Origin of the sequence: Kocuria sp. BT304, assembly GCF_003290245.1 — a bacterium.
Taxonomy (GTDB): domain Bacteria; phylum Actinomycetota; class Actinomycetes; order Actinomycetales; family Micrococcaceae; genus Kocuria; species Kocuria rhizophila_A.
In genome coordinates this window covers 2,094,215-2,110,204 of the sequence record NZ_CP030039.1, presented here as the reverse complement: position 1 = coordinate 2,110,204, position 15,990 = coordinate 2,094,215, and the positions used below count along the sequence as shown (strand labels likewise).

At 72.6% G+C, this 15,990-nt stretch carries 11 protein-coding genes and 1 pseudogene; 6 read left to right on the top strand and 6 right to left on the bottom strand.

Features of this window, described 5'->3' with window-relative positions; all coding sequences use genetic code 11:
• Positions 1-2 precede the first annotated feature (2 nt).
• The 3 genes from DNL27_RS09340 to DNL27_RS09330 are packed head-to-tail and all read right to left on the bottom strand — an operon-like array spanning position 3 to position 3,149.
• Positions 3-1,325 carry a hypothetical protein gene (locus DNL27_RS09340; protein ID WP_112235381.1) on the bottom strand — a complete coding sequence of 441 codons (1,323 nt, stop codon included), beginning with the start codon at positions 1,323-1,325 and terminating at the stop codon, positions 3-5.
• Entirely contained in the window at positions 1,322-2,488 is a 1,167-nt protein-coding gene (locus DNL27_RS09335; RefSeq protein ID WP_112235380.1) for a glycosyltransferase, read from the bottom strand. Before DNL27_RS09335 ends, DNL27_RS09340 begins: the two co-directional genes overlap by 4 nt.
• Positions 2,478-3,149 (bottom strand): YveK family protein, encoded by a 672-nt coding sequence (locus tag DNL27_RS09330; RefSeq protein WP_012398778.1) that lies wholly within the window; start codon positions 3,147-3,149, stop codon positions 2,478-2,480. Before DNL27_RS09330 ends, DNL27_RS09335 begins: the two co-directional genes overlap by 11 nt.
• Before the next feature lie 238 nt (positions 3,150-3,387).
• On the opposite strand from DNL27_RS09330, the gene DNL27_RS09325 reads away from it, so the two are divergent.
• Positions 3,388-4,425 (top strand): glycosyltransferase family A protein, encoded by a 1,038-nt coding sequence (locus tag DNL27_RS09325; RefSeq protein WP_112235379.1) that lies wholly within the window; start codon positions 3,388-3,390, stop codon positions 4,423-4,425.
• A gap of 73 nt (positions 4,426-4,498) precedes the next feature.
• A complete protein-coding gene (locus DNL27_RS09320) occupies positions 4,499-5,458 on the top strand; it encodes a sirohydrochlorin chelatase (RefSeq protein WP_112235378.1) in 960 nt (319 codons plus the stop codon).
• Here the strand turns inward: DNL27_RS09320 and DNL27_RS09315 are convergent.
• Positions 5,431-6,270, bottom strand: coding sequence for a uroporphyrinogen-III synthase (locus DNL27_RS09315; protein WP_112235377.1), 840 nt, complete (start codon positions 6,268-6,270; stop codon positions 5,431-5,433). The two genes, DNL27_RS09320 and DNL27_RS09315, sit on opposite strands and share 28 nt — an antisense overlap.
• A gap of 477 nt (positions 6,271-6,747) precedes the next feature.
• On the opposite strand from DNL27_RS09315, the gene mfd reads away from it, so the two are divergent.
• From mfd to DNL27_RS09300, 3 genes and pseudogenes are all read left to right on the top strand, one after another.
• Positions 6,748-10,512: a transcription-repair coupling factor gene (gene mfd, locus DNL27_RS09310; protein WP_112235376.1), complete on the top strand. Its 3,765-nt coding sequence runs from the start codon at positions 6,748-6,750 to the stop codon at positions 10,510-10,512.
• Between the two features lie 75 nt (positions 10,513-10,587).
• Positions 10,588-11,582, top strand: a pseudogene (gene rfbB, locus DNL27_RS09305) (dTDP-glucose 4,6-dehydratase); the annotation flags it as partial.
• Between the two features lie 20 nt (positions 11,583-11,602).
• Positions 11,603-12,847 carry a sugar nucleotide-binding protein gene (locus tag DNL27_RS09300; protein ID WP_239494488.1) on the top strand — a complete coding sequence of 415 codons (1,245 nt, stop codon included), beginning with the start codon at positions 11,603-11,605 and terminating at the stop codon, positions 12,845-12,847.
• A 235-nt stretch (positions 12,848-13,082) separates the two neighbouring features.
• Here DNL27_RS09300 and DNL27_RS09295 read toward each other — a convergent pair whose 3' ends face one another.
• Both DNL27_RS09295 and DNL27_RS09290 read right to left on the bottom strand, forming a co-directional pair.
• Positions 13,083-13,508, bottom strand: coding sequence for a hypothetical protein (locus DNL27_RS09295; protein ID WP_012398770.1), 426 nt, complete (start codon positions 13,506-13,508; stop codon positions 13,083-13,085).
• A gap of 105 nt (positions 13,509-13,613) precedes the next feature.
• On the bottom strand, positions 13,614-14,426 hold the full coding sequence (locus tag DNL27_RS09290) for a purine-nucleoside phosphorylase (RefSeq protein WP_112235374.1): 813 nt from the start codon (positions 14,424-14,426) through the stop codon (positions 13,614-13,616).
• Between the two features lie 75 nt (positions 14,427-14,501).
• Here DNL27_RS09290 and DNL27_RS09285 point away from each other — a divergent pair, with 75 nt between their 5' ends.
• Entirely contained in the window at positions 14,502-15,926 is a 1,425-nt protein-coding gene (locus DNL27_RS09285; protein WP_041297671.1) for an NAD(P)H-quinone dehydrogenase, read from the top strand.
• Positions 15,927-15,990 lie beyond the last annotated feature (64 nt).

Here is a 15,990-nt window from a genome sequence, read left to right as displayed (position 1 = left end):
GCTCACGCCGGGGTCGGAGCGGTTCCCGGATCCAGCTCGGGGTCGTGCGCGGAGCGGGAGAGCTCGAGGCCCAGGCACACGCCCGCAATGCCCCACACCCAGAACGCGGAGTCGTAGCTGGTGGTGCCGCCGGCCACCACGAGCCACACCACGAGCGTGCACGCACCGAGCCACAGGGGGTTGCGACCCCCGGAGCGCAGGCACAGCACGCTGAGCACCAGGATGAGCGCGAGGCCGAAGACCATGCCGCTCTCCAGCAGCACGCGCCCGATTACCGAGTAGATGTCCGGCAGGGGGTTGTAGTGCTGCAGGTCCCCCAGGGGCATGCGGCCGGTGAGGAAGAGCTCGTTGGAGCGCCCGCGCCCCACACCCAGCAGGAAGGCCACGGGGTCCGAGAGCATGTACTTCACGGAGGCCACGATCGAGGAGCCGCGGTCCGCCCAGGACCAGTTGAAGGACTCCCTGCGGTCCTGCAGCACGTCCACACCCACGTACACGGCTCCGGCGAGGCCCAGGGGGACCAGCAGCACCGCGGCCCACGCACGGCGCACGGCGTAGGGGGCGATCGCGGCGATGAGCACCACGCCCAGCACCACCACGGCGGCGCCGGAGCCGGAGATCGCCACGGCCCACAGCACGAGCGCGAGGGCCACGACGTCCCGGGGGGTCATGGTGCGCTGGTGGTGGCGAACGACCACCACCAGAGCCATGGCCATGAGGGACAGCGAGCCCACCATGAAGGAGGTCTCCGGGAACAGTCCGAAGGGCCGGCGCACGTACATGATGAACGTCTCGCTGAAGTCGGAGACGTTGGCGTAGCCCGGGAGGTCGTAGAAGCTCTCGAAGGGGATGGTGTCGAACAGGTCGAAGAACACGTACTTCTGCACCAGGGTGAACGCGGCGCTGAGCAGGATGGTCCAGCTCAGCCAGGCGATGGCGCGGGGCCCCAGGAAGAGGATCGCGGCGGCGGCACCGGCCACCGGCAGGGTGGACACGAGCCACGTGATGGACCCGGAGACCAGTACCGGCTGCGGACTCACGAACATCCGCACGAACGAGGCTAGGAACGGCACCGCCCCCACGAGCAGCGCGGTCCACATCACGGGCATGTGCCGCGCGCAGCGCAGGATCAGCAGCACGGAGACCACGCTGGACAGCGGCAGGTTGGTGTTGGCGCCCAGCGGCACCGCGAAGTAGGGCAGCGCGGAAAGCACGATCAGCGCGGCCGACAGTCCGCGGTCCAGGCGGGTCCCGTGCCCGGTCCCGACGCCGCCGGGGGCCGTGCGGTCCCGGCCCCCGGGGAGCGCGGTCACGGTGGTGCTCACGGCTGCTCCGCCCCGAGGACGGCGGCCACGGACGGCTCCCAGTCCCGGTGGTCCGTGGCGGTGGTGCCGTGCGTGCCACGGCGCGCCGCGGCGGCGTCGAACACGCGGCGCAGCACGGCACCGAACGCGTCGGGGTCGTGGACGTCTGCGGCGGTGAACCCGGCGTAGTCCCCGGCTTGGGCACGCAACGAGGGCAGGTCCGAGGCCACCACGGGGGTTCCCGCGGCCACGGCCTTCGCGAGCACGCCGGAGTGGGCGTCGAAGTGCGTGTAGGGCAGCACGATCACAGTGGCCCCGCGCACGTGGGCAGCGAACTCCTCGCGGCTGAGGAAACGGTCCTGGACGTCCACGCCGGCGTGGCGGGCGGCCAGCGCCGTGAGCTCCCGGCCCAGCTCGGGGGTCTCGGCGGCACCGCGCACGAGCAGCGGTACTTCCGCCCGACCCGCGGCCTCGACCGCGAGCTCGACGCCCTTGTTGGCGCGGATCTCCCCGATGCACAGGGCGTGCGGTGCCGGATCCCCCGCGGCCGCGGTCCCGGGCACCTCCGGGCCCAGGCGCGAGGACACCGGGAGGTTCACGGCGCTCACCGGGCGCGAGGTGTAGCGGCGCACGATCTCCGCCTGCTCGGTGCCGTGCGTGACCACGCGGTCCGCGCGGCGGGCGCAGGCCCGGTCGAGCCACAGCAGCACGCGCTCGCGCACGGAGGCAGAGTCGAGGTCGAAGTGCGGCTGCGCGTTGTGCACGAACACCGCGGTGTGCTGGTCCCGGTGGGCGCGCAGCACGGCGGGCAGCGGGTACTTGGTGGAGTCCAGGGCCAGCACGGCTCCGTGTCCGGCACGGGCCGCGACGGCGCGCACCGCGCGGTGCTCACGCACCAGGTCCCACACCTGCAGGCCCGCGCGCAGAGCACGGCCCGGGGCGGAACCCGGAACGCGCGTGCGGCGCGGCGGAACACTCTCGACGACCCGCACGGGGTGCTGCGCACCCCACCCGAGGTACTCGCGGGCCCCGGGACGGGAGACGAGCCACACGGTGGCCACGGCGGGCGTCTGCGCGAGGGCCAGTGCGAGGTCCGCGGCGTGCTCCAGCTGCCCGCCGTACTCGGTGGGACACACCACCACGACGTCGCGGGGACCGGCACCCATGCCGGGATCAGTGCTCATGGGCCGCGTGCTCGCCCGCGTGAGCCCGGCGGGTGGTCCGCCCGTCCAGCGCGCGCTGACCGCGCAGCAGCACCAGCAGCAGTCCCACCACGAGCCCCACGAGGGCTCCGAGCGCCGTGTTGATCACGGTGGAGGGCCCGGCCTGCTTCTGCGGGACGGCGGCCTTCTGCACCACGTTGAGCTTCACGGTGGCGGGCTGCATCCCGTCCTGGGACTGCGGGGTGGTCTCCAGGCCCCGGCTCACGCTCACGAGGCTCTCGGCGGTGGCCTGTGCCAGGTCCGCGGCGCCCTGGGCGGAGGAGGACGTGGCGGTGATCGTGATCATCGCGGTGTTGGGCTGGTTGGTGGCCACGAGGTCCTTCTTCACGAGCTCCTCGGGGGAGTCCTCGAGCCGCAGCCGGTCCACCACCGGTTGGACCACGGAGTTGGTGGTGGCCACCTTGGCGTAGGAGCCGGCGCGGGCCACGGCGAACTGCTCACCCATCTGCAGGTCCGTCACGGAGCGCGGGTTGGCCACGTTGACGAACACCTGGGACTGGGACTCGTACGACTTCGGCACCACGATCGTGGCCGCGAGCCCGGCGAGCGCCCCCAGTACGGTGGTGAGCAGCACGACCAGCCACAGCTGCTTCAGGCATCGGACGTACTGGCGCAAGTTCATGTGTCTCCCCCTGGAACCGGTGTGCGGCGGGCGCCGCTGGACATACGGGGATCCCCTTCCCACGTGGCCGCACCAGAACTCTAGCCAGGATCCGGCCGGTCCCGCGGCGGAAACGGTGTGTTCGGGACAAACGTGCCCCATTGTGTGGACGGAAACGCGGCGGGGGCTGTCCACCGCGTTCCTAGACTTGTGCGGGGAGTGGCCCACGCGGGCCGCGGACGAACTTCTTGGGGGAGACATGGGCGAACGGACACCGGCTGGGACCACGGGGGAGCAGCCGCTCGTGAGCGTGGTGATCGCGGTCTACAACGGCCAGGACATGGTGGGCCAGGCCATCAGCAGCGTGCTGCGCCAGACCCACCCCAGCATCGAGGTGTTCGTGGTGGACGACGGCTCCACCGACCACACGCCCGAGGTCCTCGCGGGCTACGAGGCCCTCGACCGTCCGGGACGCGCCGTGCGCGTGCTGCGGCAGGAGAACGCCGGGTGCGGGGCGGCGCGCAACCGGGCGCTCGAGCTCATCAGCGGCGACTACGTCACGTTCCTGGACGCGGACGACGAGCTGCTGCCCCACCACCTGGAGACCATGCTGGAGCGCTACCGGCAGCTGCAGCGGGAACCGGGCCGGGAGCGCACGGTGGTCTACACCAACGCCTGGCAGTGCACGCCGTCTGGGATCAACGCCGAGCGGATGGTCAACCGCGAGGCCATGCCAGCTCCGGAGGACCAGCGCAGCGTGATCCTGGAGTACAACATCGGCCACCTCTTCGGCCTGTTCCCCCGCGCGTTCTTCGAGGAGGTGGGCACCTTCGACCCCGAGCAGGTGTTCGTGGAGGACTGGGAGCTGTGGCTGCGGGCGGTCTACTCCGGGTGGCGCTTCGACCGCGTGGACGAGGTCACGGTGATCCTCTCGTGGTCCGGGAGCTCCATGCAGTCCCAGCGGGACCGCATGGCGGCGGGGGAGGAGATGGCCCTGCGCAAGACCCTGGTGCGCTTCGAGCAGGAGCTCAGCCCCGAGGAGCGTGACAAGCTGCTCACCCGGCTGCGCAACGGCTCCCCGCTCGCGGCGGCGTCGGACGCGGAGCAGGCCATGCGTGAGGGCCGCACGCGGGACGCCCGGGAGCACCTGGAGACCGCCGCGCGCATGATGCCGAGTCAACGGCGTGTGGCCCTCAAGGCGAGGATCGCGCGGGTGCCGGGCGGGATGCACTGGCTCGTGCGGCGGCAGCGGGCGGTGGACCGCAGCGTGGGGTACACGGACGCCATGCGGCGCTGACCGGCGCGTGGCCCCAGCCCTCCGCGGGGTGCCCGGCCGCCTGGCAGGGGGCCGTGGCCCCACAATAGACAGCGTGAACACATCGTCGACCACCCCGCCCGTCCTTCTCGCGTGCGCCCACGGAACCCGCGATCCCGGCGGGCAGCGCGCCGTCGAGGCGCTCGTGGCCGCGGTGCGCGCACGGCTCCCGGGGGTCCACGTGGTGGACACGTGGGTGGACGTCCAGGAACCGGACCTCGTGGCCCGCACCACCGAGCACACCGGGGACCGTGCCGTGGTGGTGCCGCTGCTGCTCTCCGCGGGCTACCACGTCTTCGTGGACATGGCTCGGGCCGTGCAGAGCTCACCCCACCACCGCGTGGCGGCCGCCCTCGGACCGGACCGTCGGATGGCGCGCGTGCTCGCCCGACGATTGACCGAGGCCCTCGACGCCGCCGGGGAAGCCGCCCCCGGGCCCGCGGACGAGATCGTGATGGTCTCCGCGGGCTCCTCCGACCCCCGCGCCGGGCAGGACTGCGAACGGGTGGCGGCCATGCTGGCCGAAGAGCTCGGCCACCCCGTGGCCTCGGCCTACCTCTCCGCGGCCCGCCCCGCCCTCGACGAGGCGCTCGACGCCGCCCGGCACCGGATCGTCTGCGGCGCACCGGAGCGGGACGCGACGGGGCCGGAGCGGCGGGGCCCGGAGCACCCCGCCTCGGCACTCCCTGCCCGCACACCGCAGGCCGCGGCGGACCTCCACCAGGCTGGGACCCGCCGCGGCGGGGATGCCGCCGCTCCCGCGCACGACGCCGCCGGGCCGGCGGCCACGGGCACGGCACCGTCCGGGACGGCACCCGTACCGGGGGTACCCGCCCTGCCCGGGCGCGTGCTGCTCGTCCCGTACCTGCTGGCCCCCGGGTTCTTCCACGGCCGCGCGCTCGCCGCGGGGGCGGACGTCACCGCCCAGCCGCTGCTCGTGCACCCCGGTGACGTTCCCCCGGAGCTCGTGGATCTCGTGGTCGAGCACTACCGGGAGACCGCCTCCGAGGCGTGATCACACACCGCCCTGACCATGGCCCCGAGCCGGAAGCGCTCGGGGACCACGGCGGGGATCCCGGCCTCCTCGAGCGGCTGCACGCACACGGGCCCGATGGCCACCGGTGTGCAGCGTCCGTCCCGCAGGGCGCGATGGAAGTCCTCGAGCGCGCCCAGGGTGCGGGCGGCGTCGAACACCGCGTCCACGGCCGGTGCCGCGGTGAAGGTCACGTAGTCCACGTGCCCCGCGACCGCGTCCCGCACGAGGGTGGCAAGGCGCGAGCCCTCGTCCGCGGACTCCCACCGGTACGGTGCCACGGTGCGCACGGGCAGACCCGCGGCCCGCAGCCGGTCCAGCTGCTCCTCGTCCGGTGTGCCGTGCACCTGGACCGTCACGGTGCCTCGGGGTGTGGGATCCCCGGCGAGCAGCCGGTCCACGAGCTCCGCGGTGCGTCCCGAGGAGCCCGTGTACGCGCACGGGATCCCGCTCGCCCGCAGCTGTCCCGTGGCCTTCGCCCCGCGCGAGAGCACGCTGGACGCGCGCAGCGCCGCGAGCAGCTCCTCGTCCAGCCCGTGCTCCCGCGCCACGGCGAGCCAGCGTTTGAGTCCGTAGCCCGTGGTGACCAGCACGGTGGCCGGGGCAGAGGCGAGCAGTTCCCGGGTGGCGGCCAGCACGCCGTCGTCCTCGTCCGCGGGGGTGAGTTTGAGCGCCGGCGCGTAGCGCACCCGCGCGCCGTGGCGTTCGAACGCGCCACCCTGCTCGGTGGCGCGGCGGTGGGCGGTGACCGCGACGGTCAGTCCGGACAGGGCGGGGTGCTCGGGGCTCGTCATGCTCCCAGCGTAGGAGGGGGCGCCGACGCCGCCCGCTCACCTCGTTCCCCAGCGGCAACGGACCGGCGCCGCACGGTCACGCGCACACCGGAGGGCCCCGCGTCAGGGGCCCCGCGGTCGTAGGCCCGGAGCCGGAGGCGTCCGTGGTGAGCCACGGTTGCGCCCGGATGCCTGCGCCCGTGGGCCCCGGAGCCGGGGGCTCCGCCGGTCGGGGAGACTCGGCGGCGCGGGAGAGCCCTGCGGTGCGGCAGACCCTGCGGTGCGGAATACTCGGCGGTGCGCGAGACCCCGGCGGTGCCGCCCCGGCCCCGCGCTCGCCGTGTCCGAGGCCCCGAGTAGGCTGGGGCGCGATTCGCCCGGCCCGTGCGCACCGGTGACGGTCGGGGCCGCGCCCCCGCCCGGCGTCGTCGTGCCCCGTGCCGGGTCAGACCGCGCGCCGCCGCGCCACCCACCCCACTCACCAGGAGCCCGCCACCCATGTCCCTGACCGGTCTGCTCACCGCGCTCACCGAGGACCGCAGCTTCGCGAACATCCGCACCCAGGCCGCGCGCCCGCTCGCCGAGCGCTCCGCGGAGACGATCATCAGCGCCACGGACGGGCTGCGCGCCCCCGTGCTCGCTCAGATCGCCGCGGGTCTCGCGGACGACGCCGCGGCGTCGGCTCCTGCGGGCTCCGGCACCTCCGCCGCAGAGGCCCACGCCCCGGTGCTGCTCGCCGTGACGGCCACGGGCCGCGAGGCCGAGGAGCTGCAGGCCGCGCTGGGCTCCTACCTGCCGAGTGAGCAGATCGCGAACTTCCCGTCCTGGGAGACCCTGCCGCACGAGCGGCTGTCCCCGCGCTCGGACACCGTGGGGCAGCGGCTGAGCGTGCTGCGCCGGCTGGAGCGCACGGACCCCTCCGAGCAGCCGCTGCGCGTGGTGGTGGCGCCGGTGCGCTCGGTGCTGCAGCCCGTGGTCGCGGGGCTCGGGCAGATGGAGCCCGTGACGCTGCGCACGGGGCAGGACTACGACTTCCAGCAGCTCGTCGCGGAGCTGGCCGGTGCCGCCTACTCGCGCGTGGACATGGTCACCCGGCGCGGTGAGTTCGCGGTGCGCGGCGGGATCATCGACGTGTTCCCGCCCACCGAGGACCACCCCGTGCGCGCGGAGTTCTTCGGGGACGAGCTGGACGAGATGCGCTGGTTCGCGGTGGCGGACCAGCGCACCCTGACCACTGCCGAGCACCCCTCGGTGATCGTGGCCCCGCCGTGCCGCGAGCTGCTCATCACCCCGTCCGTGCAGTCCCGGGCGGCCAAGCTCAAGGAGCAGCTGCCGGGTGGGCGCGAGATGCTCGAGCGCATTGCCGGCGGGCAGTACGTGGAGGGCATGGAGTCCCTCGCGCCGCTGCTCGCGGACGAGATGCTGCAGGTGATGTCCCTGCTGCCCGAGGGCTCCATGACCGTGGTGCTCGAACCCGAGAAGGTCCGGGCGCGCGCACACGACCTCGTGGCCACCAACGAGGAGTTCCTCATGGCCGCGTGGGACTCCGCCTCGGGCGGCAGCGAGGCGCCCCTGGACCTCAACGCGGCCCTGGACACGGACGACGACGCCGCCCGCACCCTCTCGTCCGGGTCCTTCCACACGATCGCCGAGGTGCGCGATCTCGCCCTGGAGCGTTCGGTGGGCTGGTGGTCCGTGACCGGGCTGAACGTCAACGCCGTGACCACCTCCCAGGTGGATGCGGACACCTCCGACGAGGAGGTCCACCTCGCGGACACGGACGCGGACACCCTCACCGTGACGGCGCGCGAACCCACCCGGTTCTCGGGGGACGTGCCCGCAGTGCTGTCCTTCCTAGGGGAGCGGGCGCGCGAGGACTGGCGCATCGTGCTGGTCACGGACGGGCCCGGGCCCCTGCAGCGGCTGAGCGAGCTGCTGCACGGCGCGGACGTTCCCGCAGCCCGGTACGACAGCGTCGACGACGCCCCGCAGCCCGGTCTCGTGGAGCTGACCACCGCGCGCGCCGGTCGGGGCTTCGTGATCGAGGGGCAGCGGATCGCGCTGCTCACCGAGGCGGACGTGCTGGGCCGCTCCAGCACCTACGACAACCGCGCCGAGCGCAAGCTCCCGCAGCGCCGCAAGCGCAACCAGGTGGACCCCCTGGCCCTGCAGAAGGGCGACTACGTGGTGCACGAGCAGCACGGCATCGGGCAGTTCATCGAGCTCGTGCAGCGGCCCATCGCGGGCGCCATGACGGCTCCGGGTCAGCCGAAGCCGGTGCGCGAGTACCTCGTGCTGGAATACGCGGCGTCCAAGCGCAACGGGCCGAGGGACCGGCTGTTCGTGCCCACGGACCAGCTCGACCAGGTGAGCACCTACGTGGGCGGGGAGGCGCCGTCGCTGTCCAAGATGGGCGGGGCGGACTGGAACAAGACCAAGCGCAGCGCCAAGAAGGCCGTCAAGGAGATCGCCAACGAGCTGATCCGGCTGTACTCGGCGCGCATGGCGTCCAAGGGCCACTCCTTCGGCCCGGACACCCCGTGGCAGCGTGAGCTGGAGCAGGCGTTCCCGTACATCGAGACCCCGGACCAGCTCACCACCATCGACGAGGTCAAGGCGGACATGGAGCGGCCCATCCCCATGGACCGGCTGATCTCCGGCGACGTGGGCTACGGCAAGACCGAGGTGGCGGTGCGCGCCGCGTTCAAGGCCGTGCAGGACGGCAAGCAGGTGGCGGTGCTCGTGCCCACCACGCTGCTCGCCCAGCAGCACTCCGAGACGTTCGCCGAGCGGTTCTCGGGCTTTCCCGTGCGCCTGGCCACGCTCTCGCGCTTCCAGACCGCCAAGGAGTCCAAGGCCACGATGGAGGGGCTGCGCAGCGGCGCGGTGGACGTGGTGATCGGCACCCACCGGCTGCTGAGCAAGGAGATGCAGTTCAAGAACCTGGGCCTCGTGATCATCGACGAGGAGCAGCGCTTCGGCGTGGAGCACAAGGAGAAGCTCAAGGCCATGCGCACGGACGTGGACGTGCTGGCCATGTCCGCCACGCCCATCCCGCGCACCCTGGAGATGTCCATGACGGGCATTCGCGAGACCTCCACGCTGGCCACCCCGCCCGAGGAACGCCACCCCGTGCTCACGTACGTGGGTCCTTACACGAACAAGCAGGTCTCCGCGGCCATCCGGCGCGAGCTCATGCGCGAGGGCCAGGTGTTCTTCATCCACAACCGTGTCTCCACCATCGAGGCGCAGGCCAAGGAGCTCGCGGAGCTCGTGCCCGAGGCGCGGATCGCGGTGGCCCACGGGCAGATGACCGAGTCCCGCCTGGAGCAGATCATCGTGGACTTCTGGGAGAAGAAGTTCGACGTGCTGGTGTGCACCACCATCGTGGAGACCGGTCTGGACATCGCCAACGCCAACACGCTGATCGTGGACCACGCGGACCGCTACGGGCTCTCCCAGCTGCACCAGCTGCGCGGCCGTGTGGGCCGCGGGCGCGAGCGCGCCTACGCGTACTTCCTGTACCCGGCGGAGAAGCCGCTGAGCGAGACCGCCCTGGAACGGCTCAAGGCCGTGGCCGCGCACAACGAGCTGGGCTCGGGCATGCAGCTGGCCATGAAGGACCTCGAGATCCGTGGTGCGGGCAACCTGCTGGGCGGTGAGCAGTCCGGGCACATCGCGGGCGTGGGCTTCGACATGTACCTGCGCCTGGTGGGCGAGGCCGTGGCGGAGTACCGCGGGGACCAGGACACCGGGCCTGCGGAGATGAAGATCGAGCTGCCCGTCAACGCGCACCTGCCGCACGACTACGTGCCCGGGGAGCGGCTGCGCCTGGAGGCCTACCGCACCATTGCGAACGCCGCCACGGAGGAGGCCGTGGCCGAGGCGGGGGAGGAGCTCACGGACCGCTACGGGCCCCTGCCCACCCCGGTGGAGAACCTGCTGGAGGTCGCCCGGCTGCGGATCCGGGCGCGCGCCGCGGGCCTCACGGACGTGGCCACGCAGGGCACCATGGTCCGCTTCTCGCCCGCCGAGCTCACCGAGTCCCGGCAGATGCGCCTGACCCGCATGTACCAGGGAGCGCAGGTCCGCCCCGTGCCGGGCACGGACGAGCGCATGGTACTGATCCCCAAGCCCAAGACCGCGCGGATCGGCGGCAAGGACCTCGTGGACGGGGACATCCTCGCGTGGGCCCGCGAGGTGCTCGACGCGATCTTCCCGGTGCTCGAACCCGCCGGCGGCACGGACGACGCCGCGGGGTAGCGTCCCCGGGGGAGTCGGCCCCGCGGCCCATCGGCTGAGCGCGTCCCCCGCTCGGGGCTCCTGTGATGAACAGTCATGGGACATCTGCTCGTAACCGGCGGCGCCGGGTGCATCGGCGCCAACTTCGTGCACCACGTCCTGGAGAACACGGAGCACTCCGTGACCGTGCTGGACAAGCTCACCTACGCGGGCAACCGCGAGAACCTGGCGGCTGCGGACTTCGCCCGCTGCGAGCTGGTGGTGGGGGACGTTGCGGACGCCGGCGTCGTCGACGACCTCGTGGGTGCGGCGGACGCCGTGGTCCACTTCGCCGCGGAGTCCCACAACGACAACTCCCTGCGGGACCCGTGGCCGTTCGTGCAGACCAACGTGGTGGGTACGTACACGCTGCTGGAGGCCGCCCGGCGGAACGGGACGCGGTTCCACCACGTGTCCACGGACGAGGTGTTCGGGGACCTGGCCCTGGAGGACCCGCAGCGCTTCACGGAGGACACCGCGTACCGGCCGTCGAGCGCGTACTCGGCCACCAAGGCGGCGTCGGACCACCTGGTGCGCGCGTGGGCGCGCTCGTTCGGGGTGGAGGTCACGCTGTCCAACTGCTCCAACAACTACGGCCCGTACAGCACGTGGAGAAGTTCGTCCCGCGCCAGATCACCACCGTGCTCACGGGGCAGCGGCCCAAGCTGCACGGCGCGGGGGAGAACATGCGGGACTGGATCCACGTGGCGGACCACTCCGCCGCCGTGCTGCGCATCCTCGAGTCCGGAACCCCCGGCCGCACGTACCTGATCGGCGCGGACGGCGAGCGGGACAACCTCACGGTGCTGCGGGAGATCCTGCGGCTCATGGGTCAACCGGAGGACGCGTTCGAGCACGTGACGGACCGCGCCGGGCACGACCGCCGCTACGCGATCGACGGCTCTCGCACCCGCGCTGAGCTGGGCTGGGAGCGGCGCTGGACGGACTTCTCGGAGGGCCTCGCGGACACCATTGCGTGGTACACCGAGCACCGGGACTGGTGGGAACCCGCGAAGTCCGCCACCGAAGCCGCCTACCGGAAGGCCGGACAGCGACCGCTCAGGACCTCACCGTGCACACCACCGCCATCGACGGGCTGCTGCTGGTGGACGTGCCCGTCCACGGGGACAACCGCGGCTGGTTCACGGAGAACTGGCAGCGCGCCAAGGCCGTGGCCGCCGGGCTGCCGGACGCCTCCTTCGTGCAGAACAACATCTCGTTCAACGGCTCCCGCGGCACCACGCGCGGCATCCACGCCGAGCCGTGGGACAAGTACGTCTCCGTGGCCACCGGCCGGATCTTCGGCGCGTGGGTAAACCTGCGGGAGGGGCCGGGCTTCGGCACCGTGGTCACGCACGAGATCACCCCGGGCACCGCGGTTTTCGTGCCGCGCGGGGTGGGCAACGCGTTCCAGACACTGGAGGAGGCCACCGCCTACACCTACCTGGTCACGGACCACTGGCGCGCGGACGCCACGGCCGAGTACTCGTTCGTGAACCTGGGGGACCCGCAGCTGGGCATCGAGTGGCCCGTGCCGCTGACGCAGGCGGAGCTCTCGGACAAGGACCGCGCGCACCCCGCGCTGGACGACGTCGCGCCGCTGGCTCCCGCGCCGGTGCTCGTGCTGGGTGCCCGCGGCCAGGTGGGCCTGGCCCTCACAGCGCGGCTGTCGACGACGGGGGTTCCGTTCACCGCATGGACCCGGGAGGAGCTGGACCTCGCGGACCCGGCCTCCTGGCCCGCGGAGATCAGCTCGGCGTACACCACGGACCACCCCGTGGCGCCGCTGTCCGTGTACGGGCAGCCGAAGCCCGCGGGGGAGACCGCCGTGCGGGCCTGCCCGCGGCACTACGGGATCCGCACGAGCTGGGTGATCGGGGAGGGGATGAACTTCGTGGCCACCATGGCGCGGCTGGCCGAGCAGGGGGTGGGCCCCTCCGTGGTCGCGCACCAGCACGGGCGCCTCACCGCCGCGGCGGACCTGGTGGCGGGAGTCCTGCACCTCGTGGACTCCGGCGCCCCGTACGGCATGTACCACCTCACCGGCTCCGGCGAACCGTGCACGTGGGCGCAGGTGGCCCGCTGGGTCTTCGAGGACCTCGGCCACGACCCGGCCCGGGTCACCCCCGTGAGCACGGCCGAGTACAACGGTGGCACCAACGACGGCGCCCCGCGTCCGGTCAACAGCGTGCTGGACCTCTGCTCGATCCTGGACGCCGGTTTCACCCCGGCGGACAGCCGCGCGGTGGCACGCGAGGAGGCCGCCGCGTTCGACGGGCGGCGCTCCGCACACGACGGGTGCAGCCCGCGCGACTGACGCGCGCCGGCTTGCGGACGTGACGCCGACGTGACGCCGGACGCTCGCAGGAGACGGCTGGTGCTGGTGGCACTGGCACTGGCACCCGGCACGTCGTTGGCCACGACCCCGGAACTGGACGCTCGAGACCCACGTGCGGTGCGGCGTCGTCGTCCGGGGCCGGGATGCGCAGCAGCCCCGCTCGTCGCGGTGACGGAGCGGGGCTGCTGGGGAGTGCTCGAGTGCGTGCGCCGGGTCAGACGGCGCGGTCCTGCTTCTGCTCGCCGGCGCCAACGGCGCGCTGCGCCATCTCGGAGGCGTTGCGCGGCAGGTCCAGGGTGACCTCGGTGCCGCCGGTGGAGTGCTTGGCGGTGGCGCCGTTGAGGAACAGGGTGGGGACCATCAGGGCCAGGCCGTAGGCCAGGATGCCCAGGAAGAACAGCCACCAGTTCTCCGGGTAGGTGCTGAACAGCCACAGGCTCACCACGATGGTGACCATGCCGCCGCCGAAGAGGATGGCGTTCTTCACGATCTCGCCCTCGCCCGAGTACTGCGGCCTGCGGCGGCCCTGGTGCTCGTGGGCGGTGCGGGTCTCCGCGTCCACGGCGTGGCTGCCGTCCTCGGTGGTGCGCCCGGTGGACGCACGGCGCGCGTTGGACTCGGCTTCTGCTCTTCTGACCATGAGTTCACCCTTTCAGACCGCCGTGGCGGGCCCAGTACTGTCGTGGGGCCAGTCTAGTGCCTGGCACCCGCACTTGCTGACATTCCGTCGCCGTCCGACGGCGGGTCAGAGCTTGCCCACGATCTCCGCGAGCAGCCGGGAGATGCGCGGACCGGCGGCCCGGCCGGCCTCGAGGACCTCCTCGTGGGACAGCGCCTCGGGGCTGATGCCCGCGGCCGCGTTGGTCACCAGGGACATGCCGAGGATCTCCAGCCCGGCCTGGCGGGCCGCGATGGCCTCCAGCGCGGTGGACATGCCCACGAGGTCCGCGCCGAGCACCTTGGCCATCTGCACCTCGGCGGGGGTCTCGTAGTGCGGGCCGGGGAACTGCGCGTAGACACCCTCATCCAGGGACGGGTCCACGGTGCGGGCCAGCTCGCGCAGCCGCTGGGAGTAGAGGTCCGTGAGGTCCACGAACGTGGCGCCCTCCAGCGGGGAGCGGGCCGTGAGGTTGAGGTGGTCGCTGATCAGCACCGGCGTGCCTGGAACCCAGTCCGGGTTGAGCCCGCCGCAGCCGTTGGTGAGGATCATGTACTGCGCTCCGGCCGCCGCCGCGGTGCGCACCCCGTGGGACACCGCGCGCACGCCCTTGCCCTCGTAGAAGTGGGTGCGCGCCCCGATCACCAGGGCGTGCTCGCCGTCCGGCAACCGGATGGAGCGCAGCGTGCCGCCGTGGCCCTCCAGGGCGGGCTCGGAGAAGCCGGGGACCTCGTGCGCGGGGATCTCGGCCACGGTCTCCCCGAGCAGGTCCGCGGCACCTCCCCACCCGGAACCGAGGGTCAGGGCGATCATGTGCCGCGCCACACCGGTGCGCTCACGCAGGACGTCGGCGGCCTGCTGGGCGAGTTCGAAGGGATCCTGGGCCGTGGTCTCAGTCATGGCACCATCCTAGGTGCGCACGGCGGTCGCGTCAGCGTGTGGGTGGGCCCCGGTAGGCTGGGGCGCATGGCTGACATGACTGTGCAGAGGGAATTCGCAGACCAGAAGCTCGTGATCATCGGTGGCGGCCCCGGTGGCTACGAGGCCGCTCTCGTGGCGGCGTCGCTCGGGGCGGACGTCACCGTGGTGGAGGAGCAGGGCATGGGCGGTTCCGCCGTGCTCACGGACGTGGTGCCGTCCAAGACGCTCATCGCCTCCGCGGACACCATGAACCGCTTCGCCTCCGCGCGTGACCTCGGCGTGCACGTGGGCGACGACCTCGACGCCACCGAGGAGCTCAACAACCTGCGCGTGGACCTGGACAAGGTCAACGTGCGCCTGCTGCGCCTGGCGGCCACCCAGTCCCGTGACATCAAGCGCGGTCTGGAGCGCGTGGGCGTGCGCGTGGTCCAGGGCCGCGGGAAGATCGTGGACCGCCACACCGTGGTGGTGGAGCCCACCGACGACGAGCCCTACGAGCTCACCGCGGACGTGGTCATCGTCTCCGTGGGCGCGCACCCGCGAGAGCTGGACACCGCCAAGCCGGACGGCGAGCGGATCTTCAACTGGAAGCAGATCTACCAGCTCACCGAGATCCCCGAGAAGCTCATCGTGGTGGGCTCCGGCGTGACCGGTGCGGAGTTCGCCTCCGCGTACAACGGGCTGGGCTCCGAGGTCACCCTGGTCTCCTCGCGCGAGCAGGTGCTCCCGGGCTCGGACACGGACGCCGCCCAGGTGCTCGAGAACGTCTTCGAGCGCCGCGGCCTGCGCGTGCTCTCCCGCTCCCGCGCGGACGCCGTGGAGAACACCGGCGACGGCGTGCGGGTGACCCTCTCGGACGGCCGCAAGATCCGCGGCACCCACTGCCTGCTGGCCGTGGGCTCCATCCCCAACACCGCGGACATGGGCCTCGAGGAGGCCGGGGTGGCCATGACCGAGTCCGGCCACATCCGCGTGGACACCGTCTCCCGCACCACCGCCCCCGGTATCTACGCCGCGGGCGACTGCACCGGGGTCATGCCGCTGGCCTCCGTGGCCGCCATGCAGGGGCGCATCGCCGTGGCCCACATCCTGGGCGACACCGTCCACCCGCTGCGCACGGACGAGGTGGCCTCCAACATCTTCACCTCCCCGGAGATCGCGTCCGTGGGTATCACCCAGCAGGACGTCGAGGCGGACCCCACCATGTTCACCGGGATGACCATGAACCTGGCCACCAACCCGCGCGCCAAGATGATGGCAGTGGAGGACGGCTTCGTGAAGATCTTCGCCCGCCGCGGCAGCGGCACCGTGATGGGCGGCGTGGTGGTGGGCCCGCGCGCCTCCGAGCTGATCTTCCCGATCGCCCTCGCGGTCACCCACCGCCTGGGCGTGGACGACCTCTCGGACACCTTCGCCGTCTACCCGTCCCTGTCCGGGACCATTGCGGAGGCCGCGCGCCGCCTGCACGTGCACCGCTGACGCAGTTCTCGGCTGCGGGACGACGACGCCGCGGTGACCTTTTCTGCGAAGGTCACCGCGGCGT